14 protein-coding genes and 1 riboswitch are annotated in these 17,923 nt (G+C 60.8%); of the genes, 13 read left to right on the top strand and 1 reads right to left on the bottom strand.

Annotated features, from left to right (window positions below):
* Positions 1–121 precede the first annotated feature (121 nt).
* The 7 genes from DXD77_RS06630 to DXD77_RS06600 all read left to right on the top strand — a co-directional run bounded on the left by DXD77_RS06630 (position 122) and on the right by DXD77_RS06600 (position 7,602).
* A complete protein-coding gene (locus DXD77_RS06630; RefSeq protein WP_233506760.1) occupies positions 122–2,305 on the top strand; it encodes a DUF6020 family protein in 2,184 nt (727 codons plus the stop codon).
* 165 nt (positions 2,306–2,470) lie between these two features.
* Complete coding sequence (locus DXD77_RS06625; RefSeq protein ID WP_055251993.1) at positions 2,471–3,277, top strand: YebC/PmpR family DNA-binding transcriptional regulator; 807 nt, start codon at positions 2,471–2,473, stop codon at positions 3,275–3,277.
* 165 nt (positions 3,278–3,442) lie between these two features.
* On the top strand, positions 3,443–3,988 hold the full coding sequence (locus DXD77_RS06620) for a hypothetical protein (protein WP_147324129.1): 546 nt from the start codon (positions 3,443–3,445) through the stop codon (positions 3,986–3,988).
* Positions 3,981–4,358 carry a DUF2273 domain-containing protein gene (locus DXD77_RS10570; RefSeq protein WP_231500738.1) on the top strand — a complete coding sequence of 126 codons (378 nt, stop codon included), beginning with the start codon at positions 3,981–3,983 and terminating at the stop codon, positions 4,356–4,358. The genes DXD77_RS06620 and DXD77_RS10570 overlap by 8 nt, the downstream gene beginning before the upstream one ends.
* A gap of 44 nt (positions 4,359–4,402) precedes the next feature.
* Positions 4,403–4,918, top strand: a complete 516-nt coding sequence (locus DXD77_RS06610; RefSeq protein ID WP_055251999.1) for an Asp23/Gls24 family envelope stress response protein — start codon at positions 4,403–4,405, stop codon at positions 4,916–4,918.
* A 206-nt stretch (positions 4,919–5,124) separates the two neighbouring features.
* Positions 5,125–6,147, top strand: a complete 1,023-nt coding sequence (locus tag DXD77_RS06605) for a YitT family protein (RefSeq protein ID WP_117563819.1) — start codon at positions 5,125–5,127, stop codon at positions 6,145–6,147.
* A 150-nt stretch (positions 6,148–6,297) separates the two neighbouring features.
* Positions 6,298–7,602 carry a zinc-ribbon domain-containing protein gene (locus DXD77_RS06600; protein ID WP_158549107.1) on the top strand — a complete coding sequence of 435 codons (1,305 nt, stop codon included), beginning with the start codon at positions 6,298–6,300 and terminating at the stop codon, positions 7,600–7,602.
* 140 nt (positions 7,603–7,742) lie between these two features.
* Here DXD77_RS06600 and DXD77_RS06595 read toward each other — a convergent pair whose 3' ends face one another.
* The gene (locus tag DXD77_RS06595; RefSeq protein WP_117563817.1) at positions 7,743–9,206 is read right to left on the bottom strand and encodes a M20 family metallopeptidase; all 1,464 of its coding nucleotides are present in this window, start codon (positions 9,204–9,206) and stop codon (positions 7,743–7,745) included.
* Between the two features lie 165 nt (positions 9,207–9,371).
* On the opposite strand from DXD77_RS06595, the gene DXD77_RS06590 reads away from it, so the two are divergent.
* The 6 genes from DXD77_RS06590 (at position 9,372) to DXD77_RS06565 (ending at position 17,922) form a co-directional block, all read left to right on the top strand.
* Positions 9,372–11,009, top strand: coding sequence for an amidohydrolase (locus DXD77_RS06590; RefSeq protein WP_233506759.1), 1,638 nt, complete (start codon positions 9,372–9,374; stop codon positions 11,007–11,009).
* A gap of 919 nt (positions 11,010–11,928) precedes the next feature.
* Positions 11,929–12,222, top strand: a complete 294-nt coding sequence (gene groES / locus DXD77_RS06585; protein WP_022094351.1) for a co-chaperone GroES — start codon at positions 11,929–11,931, stop codon at positions 12,220–12,222.
* Between the two features lie 96 nt (positions 12,223–12,318).
* The gene (gene groL / locus DXD77_RS06580) at positions 12,319–13,956 is read left to right on the top strand and encodes a chaperonin GroEL (protein ID WP_022094352.1); all 1,638 of its coding nucleotides are present in this window, start codon (positions 12,319–12,321) and stop codon (positions 13,954–13,956) included.
* A 476-nt stretch (positions 13,957–14,432) separates the two neighbouring features.
* A riboswitch (FMN riboswitch) is annotated at positions 14,433–14,625 on the top strand.
* 5 nt (positions 14,626–14,630) lie between these two features.
* Positions 14,631–15,221 carry an ECF transporter S component gene (locus tag DXD77_RS06575; protein ID WP_117648258.1) on the top strand — a complete coding sequence of 197 codons (591 nt, stop codon included), beginning with the start codon at positions 14,631–14,633 and terminating at the stop codon, positions 15,219–15,221.
* Positions 15,218–17,122, top strand: coding sequence for an energy-coupling factor transporter ATPase (locus DXD77_RS06570; protein ID WP_117648257.1), 1,905 nt, complete (start codon positions 15,218–15,220; stop codon positions 17,120–17,122). The genes DXD77_RS06575 and DXD77_RS06570 overlap by 4 nt, the downstream gene beginning before the upstream one ends.
* Positions 17,122–17,922, top strand: a complete 801-nt coding sequence (locus DXD77_RS06565) for an energy-coupling factor transporter transmembrane protein EcfT (RefSeq protein ID WP_117648256.1) — start codon at positions 17,122–17,124, stop codon at positions 17,920–17,922. Before DXD77_RS06570 ends, DXD77_RS06565 begins: the two co-directional genes overlap by 1 nt.
* Position 17,923 lies beyond the last annotated feature (1 nt).

The raw sequence follows: 17,923 nt of genomic DNA, 5'->3' as shown, positions 1-17,923 counted from the left end.
ACAGGCGCCTTTGTGGTGGTCTGCTGGGCAACGATGGCAGAACTGTAACGTTTTCCCAGATAAAACCTGCCAAAATAAACCTGTCCCTTTTTGGCGGGTTTCTAGAAAGGCTCTTTGGACTGTGAAGGATTCCGACCTCTCCACAACGGCTGCGCGCGACGCTGCCCGCATCGTCTGGTTTAAGCGCTACCCCGCCAAGCAGACGCTCATCGCATTTCTGCTCGCGCTGTTGGCGACCACGGCGTTTTCCATCGATCCCGCGCCGGTCTCGAGCAACGCAGTCTTGGCGATTGACCCCAAAGCCTCGGGCATGCTGTACGTGTGCTACGAGGTGCTCCTCTCGTTTGCCGGCCATACCGACGCGGTCATGCTGCTTGCGCTTGCCTGCCTGCTCACTCTGCCGTTTCGCTACGTATTCTTTGGCCGCGGCGATGCTTGGCGTCCTTCGGTGATCCTTCCGTCGCTGTTCTTTGCCGTCTGCATGGTGTTTGGCCGCAGCTACGACCTCACCGATTCTGCCGAGATCGTACTCGGCGACAAGGCTCGGATCATCTGCGCCTGGATAGGCGGTGCGGGCTGGATGCTCTTGGCGGTCGTTGCCTTCTACCTGGCTTTTGAGTGTCTAGATTGGCTGAGCTCTCGGCGCATTCCGTTTTCCGAAGCGCACTTTGGCCGCGTATGGCGTGTGGCTCACGCCGTGCTTTCGGTCCATCCCTTTGTCGGGCCCTTCCTGGTGCTTATGGTCGCCTGGGCGCCCACGCTCATCGCTTCGCTGCCCGGCCTTTTTATGGGAGATACGGGTGCGCAGATTCGCCAGTGGTTCAACTACCCCAACGGCACGAGTGACTACCTGCGTCTGCTCAATCCCAATGTGTTGCTCAACGGACATCACCCCGTGGTGCACACGGCTATCATCGGTTCGTGCGTCCAGCTGGGGCTTTCACTGTTCAACAGTGCCAACGCAGGTCTTGCCATCTACACCTGCGCTCAGTTCGTCATTACGGCCGCCTGCATGGCCTATTCCATCTCGTCGCTGCGCAAGCTGGGCGTGAGTCTGCCGGTCCGCGGCGTGATCTTGCTGTTCTTTGTGTTTATGCCCATGTTCTCCAACTACGCGGCCCTGCTTACCAAAGATGTGCTGTTTGCCGACGCGTTTTTGGTGCTGTTGGTGCAGACCGTGAAGCTCGTGGCCTGCGGCCTGCCCCGTCGCGATGCCAATGCCGAGCGTGCGGGCGAACAGAGGCCCGTGCTCTTTGCGCGCCATGACTGGCTGCTGCTCGCTCTGGGTGCCATGGGTTCCACGTTTCTGCGCAACGGCGGCCTGGTGTTTCCCCTGGCGGCATGCGTAATCGCGGCGGCGTTTTGCGCATGGGACGCGCATGTGGCTCGTCGTGCAGTCAAGCAGGCCGGTGCTGCGCCTTCGGGCGCCATCTCGCGTTTCCGCTGGGTGGGAGTTCTTGCGGTGCTTGGACTCTGCCTTGCCTCTAATATGTACTTCACCAAGGTCTTTATGCCGGCGCACGACATTACGCCTGGTTCCAAGCGCGAAATCCTCTCGATTCCGTTCCAGCAGACGGCTCGTTTCGTCCAAAAGCACGACGGCCTCAACTCGGGTGTCAACCCTACGGTTAAGGAGGACGGTACTATCGTGGAGGCTCCTTGCGACGGCTTGGTGACCGACGATGAGCGTGCCGTGATCGACCGTGTGCTCAAGTACGACAATCTGGGCCGCCGTTACAACCCCGACAAGTCCGACGCCGTCAAGAACTGCTTTAACGAGTACGCTTCGCAGGAGGACATCAAGGCCTATTTTGAGGTCTGGGCGCAGATGTTCAAAAAGGATCCCGAGTGCTACATCTCGGCGCTCATCAATAACTACTACGGCTACTTTTATCCGAGTGCCCGCGATGCGTGGGTCTACAGCACGGCGCGCAGTGCCGAGATTATGGCGAAGCCCGATAACCTCAAGTACTTTGACTTCCATCCGGTCGATAGCAAGGTTGTGCGCTGGTGCGACCACCTGATCAACCTGTATCGCGTGGCGGTGCAGCGCATTCCGTTTATCTCGCTCACCATGAGCTCGGCCACCTATGTGTGGATTATGATCGCCGTGGTGGTCTACCTGTTGCGCCGCCATTCGTGGCGCGGGCTGGCCATTTGGGTGCCGCTGCTGGGCGTGCTCGCCGTGTGTCTGATCGGTCCCTGCAACGGTTCGACCTATATGCGCTACCTGTATCCGGTTATCGCCTGCATGCCCTTTGCCATCGGCGCCACCATCACTCGCAGCGACCTTCTCTGGTCCTAATTTGGTGTAAAGGGGACAGGTTGCTTTGCACCAAAGGATGGCATCATCGCGACGCCTTCATTTTGGGGTTTATCTCGCAGGCCAGTAGGTATATCATAACGACGTTTGTTTATATTGCCCGAGCATCTGCGCTGGGCTTTAGGTCAAAACCGATAGGAGACACGTATGTCCGGACACTCTAAGTGGGCCACAACCAAGCATCGTAAGGGCGCGCAGGACGCCAAGCGTTCCGCCCTCTTCTCCAAGCTGAGCCGCAACATCACCGTTGCTGCCCGTCTCGGCGGTGACCCGCTGCCCGAGAACAACGCCAGCCTCGCCGCTGCCGTTGCTAAGGCCAAGGCTCAGTCCATGCCCAAGGACAAGATCAAGTCCGCTATCGACAAGGCCTTTGGTTCGGGTGCCGATGCCGCCGTCTACGAGAACATCGTGTACGAGGGCTATGGTCCCGCCGGTGTCGCCGTCTATGTTGACTGCCTGACCGACAACCGCAACCGTACTGCCGCCGATGTCCGTTCCGCCTTCTCCCACGCTGGTGGCAACCTGGGCACCTCCGGCTCCGTCGCCTTCCAGTTTGAGCGCAAGGGCCAGATCGTCGTCGCCAAGGAGATCCTGGACGAGAACGCCAAGAAGGAGACCATGATCGCCAACGGTGCTGCCGGTGACGAGGATGAGTTCATGATGGCCATCGCCGAGGCCGGTGGCGAGGACTACGAGGACGCCGGCGAGGAGTGGATCGTCTGGACCGCTGCTAACGACGTCATGGCTGTCTCCAAGGCGCTCGAGGAGCAGGGCGTCCAGGTCAAGGGTTCCGAGACCACCATGGTTCCGACCACCCCGACCGAGGTCTCCGGTACCGACGCCAAGAAGGTTCAGCGCCTCATCGACCGTCTCGAGGAGCTCGACGACGTCCAGGACGTCTACAGCACCATGGACATGACCGACGAGGTCATCGCTGCCCTCGAGGAGGAGTAGCGCCTGCACGGGTTAAGCCGTGCATATCTGGGCATAATGAAGCGAGCATGCAAGCCTCGTGGAATAGATGAGCCGGATCCGCGTGCGTATGGCACCGGACCCGGCTCTTTTATAATGATGCGAATCGTTTTGCATTCTGTGGACCGAAACCTGAAGGGAGCGCGCGTGCGCGTACTCAAACGAGCCCTAGCGATCGTGTATCTTGCCGCCGCCATCGTGGCGTTGGGTACGCTTGTCTGCCAGTTCTGGGGGCCGTATACGTATCGCTTTATGCTGCTGATGCGCGACCCCATGCCGCGCATCGTCGTGACGGCGTGCGCCGGCGTCGTGGCGTTTGGCGTACTGCTGAGCTTTTTCCGCCTGATGTTCGCCCGTCGCGAGCCGTCCTGCGTGCATCCGGCGGGGGAGCGCAATATCGAGGTTACCCTTGCGGCGCTTTCTTCGTGCGCCAGGGTTGCTGCCGAGCGCGACGACCGCGTGATGGTCGAGCATGTCGAGGCTCGCGTCCAAGGCCCCGACGATTCGCACGTCCGTTTTAAGGTCGAGGCTATCGCGCTTGACGATAAGGACGTGGCATCTCTGGCTACCGCGATGCAGCAGCGCATCGAGAAGGCCTGCGACACCATGCTCGGCACGCCGGGTACGACCGCGCGTGTCCGTTTTTTGCCGTCCAAGACTACCGTCCAGACCGTGGAGGTTTCCGGTGAGTGATACCAATCAAGATAAGACCGCTCGTACGCCGCGCCTGACGATTGACCAGAGCGCCACGTCGGCGAGCGAACCTGTTGATTCCAAAGCAGAGGCAACCGAGTTACAAGACGCGGCAGCCGCGGATTTTGACGAGGCTATGGGTCTCATCAAGGGTACGGGCGCTGCCATCTGGAGCTATGCTGTGCGTCATCCCAACACCACGCTCGGCGCCGTCGCCGGCTTTATCCTCGCCGTGTTGGTGCTCACGTTGGGCCTGTGGGACACGCTCGTCATTGCATTCTTCGTGCTGATCGGCGCTGTGATCGGCCAAATTCGCGACGGCGAGAACGGGATCGTCAACTTCTTCGGCCGTCTGTTTAGCGGCCGCTAATATGTATTCGACTGTCGCATCCGCGGCAGGCATAAGGAGGAACCATGGCTTTTAATACGAAGGTCGATGTAGCCGATACCGAGCTCGAGGAGAACGAGGCGGTCGTCGCCGAAGCTGAGGATGTGACGCTCGAGGATGAGGCTCTCGTCGAGGCCGAGTCCGATACGGATGAGGACGACGAGGAAGCGGATGAGTCCGAGGACTCGCTGACCTATTCCAACGGCGTGATCGAGAAGATCGTTGCCATGGCCACCCGCGAGGTTCCGCACGTTCTGGGCATGAAGGGTAACCTCATGCACTTTGTGCAGGAGCAGTTTGGTGCCGAGAATCTGACCAAGGGCGTGACGGTCGAGGTCACCGACGATAATCGCGTGGTCGTCAACATCTCCGTCATCATCGAGTACGGCGCCTATGCGCCCGCGATCTTTGACGATGTTAAGGCACGTGTCACCGAGCGCCTTGCCGCGATGACTGGCCTTGAGGTGGCGGGCGTCAACCTGCGCATCGAGGATGTCATCACCCCCGAGGAGTACGAGCATCGCACCAGCCAGCACGAATAACCTTCCAAAAAGGGACAGGTTTGTTTTGGCAGGTTTTATCTGCGAAAACGTTAAACGGCCGACCGCGCAAGCAAAAGCGTGGCCGGCCGTTTTTGTACGCTCCCGATGTAGTCATACCGCTCGTCTAACTAAGGGTTGCAATCCCCACGTTCCGCGTTACCCTAATGGGCGCATTGTTTCCAAATTGTTAACGAGGGGTTGCCGTAATGGCCGACGAACACGAGACCGAAAGCAGGGCATGGGCGATTGAGGCCGCTGCGGCAGAGGCGGCGTCGCGTGCCGCCGAGGAGGTGCATCGTCCTCCGGTGGTGCCGATGGAGCGCGTTGTCGATCGCGATGTTATTGAGCAAGGCGAGCGTGCCGGCCGCAAGCGCAGCCAGGAACCAGGCTTTCCGCGCTTTTTTGCCGAGCTCAACCTGGGCCTGATCCTGACGGCCTTTGCCATCGTGGCCTTTAAAACCCCCAATCACTTTGCCTTCGGCGGCACCTCGGGCGTGTCGGTCATTCTTTCTACGCTGTTCCCGACCCTGCCCGTCGGCGTCTTTATGTGGATTATCAACGCAATCCTGGTCGTTCTGGGCTTTATCTTTTTGGAGCGCAAGGCGATTCTGTGGAGCGTCTTCGCTTCGTTTGCGCTTTCGGCCTACGTCTCGCTGTTCGAGCTCTTCCTCCCGACGGATGTTTCGATGACGGGCGATATGTGGCTCGACCTGTGTTTTGCCGTTATCTTGCCGGCGCTCGGCAGTGCTATTGTCTTTGACATTGGCGCCTCGACGGGTGGCACGGACATTCTTGCCATGATCCTCAAACGCCGCACCACGCTCGAGATTGGCCGCGCACTGTTGCTGGTCGATATCGGCATCGTGACCATCGCGGCTTTCCTGTATGGCCCGCGCGTCGGCCTGTACTGCGTGCTCGGCCTGTTTGCCAAGACGCTTGTGGTCGACAAGGCCATCGAGAGCATTCACCTGCGCAAGGTCTGCACGATTATTTGCGCCGAACCGCGCAAAGTCGAGGAGTTTATCGTCAAGCATCTCAACCGCACGGCAACGATCAGCCGTGGCTACGGCGCCTTCTCGGGCAAGTGCGTCACGGTGATCATGAGCGTGCTGAGCCGTCGCGAGGCAGTGCAACTGCGCCGCTATACCCGCGAGATTGACCCTGGCGCCTTCATCACCATCGTCGATAGCTCCGAAATCGTCGGCAAGGGCTTCCGCGGCACGAACTAGCGCGGACGCACCCTTCGAATCATTGAATAAGGCCGGCTACGTTGCAAATCGGCCATCTTGGGGTATTTGTCCCCACATTGGGCGATAATGATGCTAAAGACATCGTTTGCGATCCAGGTGATTCGCTCTAGATACGAAGGGATGATTTCGATGTTCTGTTCGCAGTGTGGCGCCCCCATGGGCGATAACGACAAGTTCTGCGGCGTGTGCGGCGCTCCTAATGCCGGTGCCGCTGGACCCGCTCCCCAGGGACAGCCTCAGCCCCAGCAGTTTGTTCCGCAACCGCCCGTGGCGAATGCGCCAAAGGGCTGTGTGGCTCAGGCGTTCCAAGATATGACCAAGACTCCGGGTGTGCTTCAGCGTGTATGCCAAATCGCGTTTTTGCCGGCGCTGATTTGCGTTGTGTCGGTGCTCGTGTTGTTTATTCCCGTTATTGGCGGCATTGCGGCTGCCATCGGCTTTTTGGCAGCTTGCATTGCGAGCGTGTGTGGTTCCGGCTTTGGTATCGAGTGGGGCCGTGATCTTTCGCTCAAGGTTGATGACGGTATGGATCGTCCACTCATGCGTTCCACGTCGTTTGGCCTCGGAGTCTTTTCGAGCGTTATCTCGGTCGTGCTCGAGGTTATTGCTGCCATTCCCGTTATCGGTGTAGTGCTTTCGCTGGTGGAGAGCGTGGTAATTGGCGCCGCGGGCTCGTATTCGTATTACGGCTCTTATGCACTCGAGGCAGCGCTGTTCGGCTCGCTTGGCCTGCTTGTCCTGGCTATGATTGCCACGGCGGTCTTGGGGGTCTTCTTTAAGATGTTCGCCGACATTGCCGTGATGCACTTTGCGGTGACCGGTCGTGTCGAGAGCGCGTTTTCGCTCGATAAGGTCTGGGCGGCCTTTAAGCACAACAAGACCAAACTGTTCTGCGCTTCGTTCCTTCCCGAGTTTTTGACGGGCCTGGTCGCCAACGTTGTCACATGGATCCTGACGCTCGTCTTTGGCACCATTGCCTCTGTCGGTATGTATAGCTACTACTACCGTCCTTCGGCTATTGAGGCGCTTGTTACCGGCGGTGGCATCACGCTCGTATTGTTCTTGGTGCTGACGGCGTTTGTCACGGTATTCCTCACGGTCTTTGGCAAGATGCTCAAGCATCGTGCCGTTGGCTATTGGGTAGCGCGTTATGCAGCTGAATGGGCTGATGAGGATAAGGATGACGTCCTGACCTTTGTGCTGCCGTTTGAGAAGAAGTCTGCTCCGGCTGGTTTTAGCGCCGACGCAGCGCCCGTATCCGATTCCGCTGCGGCGCCCGAGTCCGAGCACGCGCCCGAGCCCGAGCCCGCGCCTGAGCCCGAGCCTGCGCCTGAGCCCGAGCCCATGCCGGAACCGGAGCCCGAGCCCATGCCGGAACCGGAGCCCGAGCCCGAGCCTGCACCAAGCTCCGACGAGGACCCGCAGGACGAGTAGCCCTGCCGCCTGCCATTTGGGGACGGGGTAGAAACGGTAGAAATAGCGCTTGACAAATGAGCGGGGGCGGACGTGTCGAAACGTCCGCCCCCGCTTTGATATCGCGATGTGGCTATGACTGCGAGATGGCCGCGAATCGACTACTCGCCGCGCTTCTCCTCGCGGCGAGCGGCGGCACGTGCATCGTGGATGCCCTTGATCGCGGCATGGCGTGCCGTGCGGGCGTCATGGATGGCGTCGCGAGCCTCGGCGGTCGTTGCCTTGGCAGAGCGCAACTTGGCGGCCAGGTCGGGGTTGGTTTCGGCGACCGCGGCAATCGTGGGGCCGTCGAGCTCCTCTTGCGTGGGCTCGGCCAAAAAGTCGATGGCATACTGGGCGGCCACCATGGAGCCCTTTGCCAGCACAGTCTCGTCGATCTTGTAGAAGCAGGAATGTTGGGCGTACGTGGCGCCAATCTTGGGGTTGCGCGTACCTACAAAGGCGAGCACGCCCGGTACACGGCGCAGGTACTCCGAAAAATCCTCGCCCGAAAGTGTGCCGCGATAATGGCCTTCGCCGGCTGCACCCAGGCACTTGACCACGGCCTGACGACAACGCTCGCTCGAGGCGGCATCGTTTTCGACCTTATAATTGGCGATGGTGTAGTCGGTGAGCTCTGCCTCGGCGCCCAAGGCGGCCGCGGTATGCTCCACGATGCGGCGCATGAGCTCCGGCATTTCCTCGTGGGTCGAATCTCCGTAGGTGCGCACCGTGCCGGCGAGGTAGGCCGTGCCGGCGATAACGTTGCGCGCGGTGCCGCCGTGCAGCTCGCCGACGGTAATGACGGCCGGCTCGTAGGGGCTGATCTCGCGCGAAACGATGGTCTGCAGGGCATTGACGATCTCGGCGGCCACCATAACGGCGTCGTGGCCGCGCTGGGGCATGGCACCGTGGCATGAGGTGCCGCGAACATCGATGCGGAACCAGTCGGTATTGGCCATGCGCGGTCCGGGCTCGCAGCTCACGGTGCCGGCGTCGACCTCACTCCAGATGTGCGCGGCGTAGGCGCCATCGACGCCGTCGAGCACGCCCGTGCCGATCATGAGCTTGGCGCCCTGGCCGTTTTCCTCGCTGGGCTGGAAGACGATGCGGACTTCGCCGTGGATGTCGTCGGTCATATGGCGCAGGATCTGCAGCGTGCCGAGCATCATGGCGATGTGGCAGTCGTGGCCGCAGGCGTGCATGCAGCCCTCGTTGACGCTGGCGAAATCCTCGCCGGTCTGCTCGGTGACGGGCAGGGCGTCGATATCCGCGCGCAGTAGGATGCGGCGGCGCGGCGTGCCGTCCTCGCGGTAGGCGTCGGGCGCGGTGCCGCGAAGGGTCGCCACCAGGCCCGTCTTAAGGGGACGCTCGTAGGGGATATTCATGGCGTCGAGCTGGTTGGCGATGTCGGAAGTCGTGCGCTCCTCGGCAAGGCTCAACTCCGGGTGCTTATGGAAGTGGCGGCGCTGCTTAATGATGTAGGGCTCAAACTCGGCGGCGATATCCTGGATAGCCGCGGTGACGTCGTCTGCCGCGCGAACCTCGGTTGCCGCCATAATCTGCTGTGCCTTGGTCTTCGTCATGGTCGATTTGCTCCTTGCTGGTTTTGCAAAATCGTACAAGCTCATTCCAGTATGCCACCTGCCACTTGGCCTGGCAAAGGTGCCGTTTGCCGCTTGGCGTTTTGTAGCTGGAGCGGGGGAGTACACTCGGGGGTGTTGAATTTCCTGCCAGAGATGGGGATGCCCATGCAACATATCGATCGGATTATCCGCTCCAAGAACGTCTTTACCGCGCAAGACGGTATCGATACCGCCCGCGAGCTGGCGATTGCCATTGCAGGCGACCGTATCGTCGCAGTCGGTACGCTCGATGATGTGATTGCCGCCGCTCCTGCCGCCACGCCGGTTATCGACTACGGCGAGCAGTTTGTCTGCCCCGGTTTCCACGATGCGCACCTGCATTTCTTCCATACTTCGGTTGGCTCCTCGCCGTACATGCTCATGGATATGGGCACGTCCGAGGCAGCATTGGTGCAGCATGCGCTCGAGTTTTCCAAAGGCTTGCCAGATGACGCCTGGGTCGTGACCCAGGGTTGGCGCGATTACCGCTGGGATCCGCCCGAGCACCCTACCAAGGCCTCCCTCGATGCGGCATTTCCCGATCGTCCCTGCGTTATGTACTCGGGCGACGGGCACACGCTGTGGCTCAACAGCCGCGCACTCGAGGCGCTTGGCGTTACGCGCGACAGCGAGCCTCCGGCGGGTGGCAGTTACGACAAAGATGCAAATGGCGAGCTTACGGGTATCGCCCACGAGGCGGCTGCTATGCAGCTGCTGCCGCGCTGCCTGGAGTGGCTGGGCGAGGACCGCATCGCGAGCGCTTACGCCGACCAGATGAAGCGTATGGCCGAGCAAGGCATCACCTCAATCTGCGATATGTCGCTCATGCCCATGCCGGGCTGCGACTTTATTCGCGACGATGTTTACGACAAGCTGCAGGCCTCCGGCAAGCTGGGCATCCGCGCCCATCTGTTTCCCACGCTGCTGGATGACCAGTCGCGCTTGGAAGAACTCCAGACCCGCTACGCGAACAACGCGCTGCTCTCGGCGCCAGGCTTTAAACAGTTCTTCGACGGCGTGTCGAGCGAGCATACCGCATACCTCACTGAGCCCTATACCAACCCGCGCTTCCCGGGCGACCAAGGCCGCCTGACGGTCCCTGTCGAGCGTATGCGCAAGTTGGTTTTGGCGGCAGCCGAGCGTGACCATACCGTGCGCATCCACGTTATCGGCGACGGTGCCATCCATGCCGCACTCGATATCTTTGAGGAGGCGGCAGAGCTCTACGGCTTGCCCCAGCACGGCCACAATACGCTTGAGCACCTGGAGAATCTGCTGCCTCAGGACATCGATCGTCTGCGCAAGCTCAACGTCATTGCCTCGAGCCAGCCTTGCCACATCACGCTCGACCCGGGTGGCCCGGAGCGCGACCTGGGCCTGGAACGCAGCCGCATCATGTGGCCGTTCGCAACTTATCAGCAGCGCGGTATCCGTCAAGCTTTCGGTACCGACAGCCCCATCACGGCCGTTACCAGCATGAACGTGCTCTACACGGCTATTACGCGCCAAGACCCCAAAAGCCACTGGCCCGAGGGCGGCTGGCTGCCGAGCGAGCGCATCGATGCGGCAACGGCCCTGCGCAACTACACCCTGGGCAGCGCCTACGCGGCAGGCGACGAGCAAAACCTCGGCAGCCTGGAACCCGGCAAATACGCCGACCTGGTAGTCCTGGACCAAAACCCACTCACCATCGACCCCCAAGAACTCCAAGCCACCAAAGTCCAAGCCACCTACCTAGCCGGCAACCTGGTCTACGAGCGCTAATATTCATGTCGTACCGTTAAACGCGGCTCGTGCAGCCTATTTTGGGATGGCGCTCGAGCCGCGTTTGTTTGCAAATGGGGGGTTCGTTAGGAGCGTCCCCGCCCTGCTTGATTTGGGCGCGGGGCGGAGGCGCCGCCGCCCCGCGCCCAATTTGGACAGCAGCAATGCTATCTCTAGGTGTTTTGCATACTTTCCATTACGAATTGCATAAAAAGGCTGGGATGTTCTTCCGGATCCTGATGTACCCCCGTCCGCGCCGTGCAAAAAACGGAGTATTCAGCACCGCGAGCTCTGCCTGTGCCGCTGCGGCTGAGTAACGTTGCAGAGATTGACGTCATTTTGTGCTCCGGTGCGGCGTGAGGCATGCCTTTCTGTCCTGACGGGGTTTGCCTGCCGACCAAAATCGCCGGCCGAAGGCGTCCTTGGGACCAATATGGTGTGTCCGGCACGTATGCAGCCGTCCTAGTCTGCTGAATACTCCCAAAAATGCACGGTGCTCCCCAGGGGACCCGTGCGCGCAGCGAAAACCATGCACATGTCGCTATCCGCATCGCCATTTTGCTGCACTGACTTTTCTGAATGCCGGGCCCGAATTAGTTAACCTGCCTCCCGTGTGGCTCCGGAGGGGCGGGGCATAAGGTTTATCGCGAGTTCCGCACGAGCCGAAGGCCACTTAATGTGGCCTTCGTGCGAGCAGGACTGCCCGAGCAGGAAACCTTATGCCCCGCCCCTCCGGAGCCACACGGGAGGCATCGCTAAGTTATCCCCCGGCATTCAGAAAATCTAAGTGCCAAAAAATAAGATTTTTTGACTCTGTGTTGTATAACCCGCCATTCGTGGGTACCATTCAACGCGTACGCAAACAAAAAGGGTTAACCCGCGCGGCATGACCGCGCGGCCCACAAAGGAGGAAACAAGCATGTCGTCTTTGAAGCCGCTTGCAGATCGCGTCCTGGTCAAGCCCGACGAGGCCGAGCAGAAGACCGCCTCTGGTCTGTACATCGCCAGCAACGCTCAAGAGAAGCCGCAGCGCGGCACCATCGTTGCCGTGGGCGCCGGCAAGGTCAACGACAAGGGTGAGCGCATCCCCATGGACGTCAAGGTCGGCGACGTTGTCATCTACGGTAAGTTCGGTGGCAACGAGGTCAAGGTCGACGGCGAGAAGTATCTGCTCATGCGCGCCGACGACATCTACGCAGTCGTCGAGGCCTAGTCTCGTCAGAATCTCTGATTCGTCTTTGAGCGCGCTCGCCGCATAGGACTCGGAAGCGGCGACGCGAGTCACATTTCTTTTGGAGGATTACCTACTATGGCAAAGAACATTACGTTCAACACCGATGCCCGCGCTAAGCTCGCCAAGGGCGTCAACACTCTGGCCGACGCCGTTACCGTCACCATGGGCCCCAAGGGTCGCTACGTTGCGCTGCAGCGCACGTTCGGTGCCCCGACCATCACCAACGACGGCGTTTCCGTCGCCAAGGAGATCGAGCTCGAGGACAACATCGAGAACATGGGCGCCCAGCTGGTGAAGGAGGTTGCCACCAAGACCAACGACACCGTGGGTGACGGCACCACCACCGCAACTCTGCTCGCTCAGGCCATCGTCAACGACGGTCTGCGCAACGTCGCCGCCGGCGCCAACCCGCTGGCCATCCGTCGCGGCATCGACAAGGCCGTCAACGCCGCCGTCGCCGAGATGAAGAAGCAGGCTAAGCCGGTCGAGACCAAGGAGCAGATTGCTTCCGTCGGTACCATCTCTGCCGGTGACCCCGAGGTCGGCGAGAAGATTGCCGAGGCCATGGAGGTCGTGGGCAAGGACGGCGTCATCACCGTCGAGGATTCCCAGACGTTCGATATCACCATCGACACCGTCGAGGGCATGCAGTTCGACAAGGGCTATGTCTCCGCTTACTTCGTCACGGATAACGACCGCATGGAGGCCGTGATGAAGGATCCGTACATCCTCATCACCGACCAGAAGATCTCCAGCGTTCAGGACATCATGCCCGTTCTCGAGGCTGTCCAGCGCGCTGGCCGTGGCCTGCTCATTATCGCTGAGGACATCGACGGCGAGGCTCTGCCGACCCTCGTCCTCAACAAGATCCGTGGCGCTCTCAACGTCTGCGCCGTCAAGGCCCCGGGCTACGGCGATCGCCGCAAGCGCATCCTCGAGGACATCGCCGTCCTCACCGGTGGCCAGGCTGCTCTGGACGAGCTGGGCGTGAAGGTCGCTGACATCACCGCCGATATGCTCGGCACCGCTAAGTCCGTCACCATTTCCAAGGACAACACCGTTGTCGTCGGCGGCGCTGGTTCCAAGGAGGCCATCGACGCCCGTATCGCTCAGATCAAGGGCGAGATGGAGAACACCACCTCTGACTTCGACCGTGAGAAGCTCCAGGAGCGCCTGGCCAAGCTCTCCGGTGGCGTTGCCGTCATCAAGGTCGGCGCTGCTACCGAGTCCGAGCTCAAGGAGATTAAGCACCGCGTCGAGGATGCCCTGCAGGCTACCCGCGCTGCTGTCGAGGAGGGCATCGTCGCCGGTGGCGGCGTCGCCTTCATGGACGCTGCTCCTGCGCTCGACGCTGTTGAGCTCGACGACCCCGAGGAGAAGATCGGCGTCGACATCGTCAAGAAGGCTCTGACCGCTCCGGTCGCTACCATCGCCAAGAACGCTGGCTTTGAGGGCGCCGTCGTGGTCGACAAGGTTGCCGAGCTGCCCGCCGGCCAGGGTCTCAACTCTGCCAACGGCGAGTGGGGCGACATGATCGAGATGGGCGTCCTCGACCCCGTCAAGGTCAGCCGCGTCACCCTGCAGAACGCTGCTTCTGTCGCCAGCCTGATTCTCATCACCGAGGCTACCGTCTCCGATGTGCCCAAGAACACTCAGCTTGAGGACGCTATCGCTGCTGCTACCGCTGGTCAGCAGGGCGGCGGTATGTACTAAGGCCGACAAGGTCTAGAACTCCCACCGGGAATCCGGGGGCGTGACGGGGGCTTCTCTCCGGAACGTCCTCGGACATGCAAAGAGGCTCCGCATCGCGCTTCGCGCTGCGGAGCCTCTTTGCGTCCTGCGGAATGTTCCGGAGAGAAGCCCCCGTCACGCCCCCGGATTCCCTGCGTTTACGGCCTTGAGGTCGGCGGGCGGAGAAGGACGTGGTCGATAGGGATACGTGTCCCCTTCGCTGTTTCGCGCTTTGCGCGAAAGGCGCGCTACTTTGGGATGGATGGGGAACGTGGTTGTTGCGGTGGCTTTTCCCTTTTGCTGTTTCGCGGCTTTGCCGCGAAAAGCGCAGCACTTTGGGATGGGCGGGTACGTTATTGTCGCGCTGCTCTGTCCCGGCCGCATTTCTAGAGCGTTTCCCCCGCCATAAATTACCCTTGGCATACTTGCGCGAAAGCCTACTGGTGCTACACTTGCAATTGCTGTTTCAGGGCGGGGTGAAATTCCCCACTGGCGGTAAATCGGGCGGTGCTAAAGGGGTGCCGTGGCGCAGTCGAGGTGCCTGCGGCCGAGCCGATGAGTCCGCGACCCGTGTGTGCGTTGGTTCGCATGCCGGCTGAACTGGTGAGATCCCAGTACCAACGGTTAGAGTCCGGATGAAAGAGGCAGGTGATCTTATGTCTGAACAGTCGCAGCATATCCATTTTGAGAACACGAATAGGTGGAGCACCAAACAGCTCGTTACCATGGCGTTGATGTGTGCCTTGAGCGCGTTGTTTATGTATGTGCAGCTACCCATCCTTCCCTCCGCGCCGTTTTTGACGTATGACCCGTCGCTGGTGCCGGCGATGGTGTGCGGGTTTGCGTATGGTCCTGGCGCCGGTACTGCTGTTGCCGCTATGGCGATTGTTATCCATGCGCTTACCACGGGCGATTGGGTCGGCGCACTTATGAACCTGGTTGCTACGCTGGGCTACATTCTGCCCGCGGCTATCGTGTACCAGAAGATGCATACCTATAAGGGTGCCGTGATTGGCCTAGTGTTCGGTGTCATTGCCGCTACGGCGTTGTCTATGGTCGCAAACCTTACCATTGGCGTATGGTTCTGGTATGGCTCGGTCGATGTGATCGCCCCGCTTATGATTCCTGCCGTGCTGCCGTTCAACCTTATCAAGACCGTGCTTAACTCGGTGTTGACGCTAGCGGTGTATAAAGCAGTCTCCAACCTCATCACGCCTAAAAAGGACCAGGTCAAAGGCCGCGCATGATTGAGTGTCGGGGCGTTTCCTTTAGCTATGACGGTGCCGTGTCGGCACTCGACGGTGTCGATCTGAACATCGAGGACGGGGAGTTTTTCTGCATCCTCGGTGGCAATGGGTCGGGCAAGTCGACGTTTGCCAAGCATCTGAATGCGCTGCTGCAGCCCGATGCGGGCACGGTACGTATCAACGGTATGGATGCGTCCGATCCCGAGCTGGTCTACGACATTCGTTCGACCGCAGGCATGGTGTTCCAGAATCCCGACGACCAGCTGGTGGCAACGCTTGTCGAAGATGACGTTGCGTTCGGTCCCGAAAACCTTGGCGTGCCATCGGCGCAAATTGCGCAGCGCGTACGCGAGGCGCTGAAGGGCGTGGGCCTGGTGGGCTTTGAGCGCCACGAGACCCATGCGCTTTCGGGCGGTCAAAAGCAGCGTGTGGCGCTTGCCGGTGTGCTCGCCATGGAACCGCGCGTGCTCATTTTGGACGAGGCGTCCTCGATGCTCGATCCGCGCGGGCGCAAGGGCCTTATGAAGGCCTGTCACGTGCTGCACGAACGCGGCATGACCATCGTGATGATTACGCACTTTATGGAAGAGGCCGCCGAGGCCGATCGTGTCGCGGTGTTTCGGGCGGGGCGCGTTGCCATGCTCGGTACGCCCGAGGAGATTCTGACGCGGGCAGATGGGCTCGTGGAGCTCAACCTGGATATGCCGGCGTCGTGCTGCTTGGGCATGGCGCTTCGTGCGAAGGGCGTGCCCGTTCATGCGCAGGTGCGCGAGGCGGATATGGTCGCCGAGATTGTGCAGGTATATGCCGACCGGAGTGGGGAAGACACCGCAGGGCGGCCTTCTGCATCCGATTCTCGTGTGCTCGACAACGTCTCCTCTGCAACCGACGGGACAGCCGTGTCGGAGCCCGTCATCGAGATTTCGCACCTCTCGCATAGTTACTCGCTGAGTGCCCGCGAGCGCCGCCGCTGGCATAAGCGCTCGGTCACTGCGGGCAAATCGAGCAAACAGGCTCTCTGGGGAAACGACCCCAGCAGCCCGTGGGCGCTGCGCGATGTATCGCTGACGGTGCGTCGCGGCGAGTTCCTGGGCTTGGCAGGTCATACCGGTTCGGGTAAGTCGACGCTGGTCCAGCATCTCAACGGTTTGATTCGCCCCCAGGAGGGATTCGTTCGCGCGCTGGGGCTCGATCTGTCAAACAAGAAAGACGCCGCCGCGGTTAAGGCCAAGGTCGGCGTGGTGTTTCAATATCCCGAGCGTCAGCTGTTTGCCGAAACCGTGACGCAGGACGTGGCGTTTGGCCCGCACAACCTTGGCTTGCCGCAAGATGAAGTCGACCGTCGCGTCGAGTCGTCGCTCTCGCGCGTGGGCCTCGACCTTTCCACGGTCGGCGACAAGAGTCCCTTCGAGCTTTCGGGCGGTCAGCAACGGCGCGTGGCATTCGCCGGTGTGCTCGCCATGGAGCCCGAAGTCCTGGTGCTCGATGAACCCATGGCGGGGCTCGATCCGGCTGCGCGCAGGGATTTCCTTGAGCTTATCGATCGGCTTCACCGCGATGGCCTGACCGTTGTCATGGTTTCGCATAGTATGGATGACCTGGCCAACTGCTGCGACCGCATCGTCGTGATGAACGAAGGTGCGGTGTTTGCCGAGGGAACCCCCGCGCAGGTGTTTGCACATGCCGATGAGCTCAAGTCGATCGGCTTGGGCGTACCTGCTGCTCAGCGCATGGCGTTGGCGCTCGCGGAGGCGGGCGTGCCGCTGCGTTGCGGCGGGCTCTATACGGTTGAGTCGCTGGCCGACGAGCTGGCAGATTTGCTGATCGGTCGCTCAGACGGTCCTTCTAACGTCGCGGACATTGCTAAATCCAAGACGGTCGCGCGAGAGGAGGGCTGCTAATGGAGGCGTTTTCGTTTGGCAGCTACTATCCCGGCGATAGTGCGATCCACCGCCTGGACCCGCGAACTAAGTTGCTCTTGGGCTTTGTGTTTCTGATCACGACGCTCACGGTCAGCAGCTTCCGCGGACTGGCCCCGGTCGCAATCTTCGTTGTCCTGATCTATACCGTGTCCCGGGTGCCGTTGCGCCGGGTCCTATCATCGATGGCACCATTGCTGGCGATTGTCGTGGTGGTCGCAGTGCTCAACCTGTTTTCCGACCAGAGCGGGCGCATTCTGTGGCAGCTTGGCTTTTTGCAGATAAGCGAGGGCTCGCTGCATTCCGCCGCCTTTATGGCGTGCCGCCTGACGTTGATGATGTCCGGCATGAGCGCCATTACGCTCACCACGCCCACGCTCGACCTCACCGCGGGCTTTGAGCGCCTGCTCGCGCCGTTTGCGCGTGTGGGACTTCCTGCGCACGAGCTCGGCATGATCATGGGTATCGCGCTACGCTTTATGCCGCAGTTTGCCACCGAGATGAAGCAGACGGCCGATGCGCAGGCAAGCCGCGGTGCACGCGTGACGGGAGGTCCGCTCGGCGGCGTGCGTATGCTCGGCAGTGTGGCGATTCCGCTGTTCACGGGCGTTTTCCGCCATGCCGAGACGCTGTCTGCTGCCATGGATGCACGCTGCTATCACGGTGAGCAGGGCCGCACGCGCCTGCATGCGCTTGCATTTCGCCGCGGGGATGCGCTGGCTGCGGTGGTGACGGCGCTGCTGCTCATCTGTGTCATCGTCATCAACCTTCAACTTGTTTAGG

Origin of the sequence: Collinsella sp. TM09-10AT, from assembly GCF_003436275.1 — a bacterium.
Classification (GTDB): Bacteria; Actinomycetota; Coriobacteriia; order Coriobacteriales; family Coriobacteriaceae; genus Collinsella.
The sequence above is the reverse complement of the archived record's forward strand: the minus strand, read 5'-3'. Positions and strand labels throughout refer to the sequence as shown.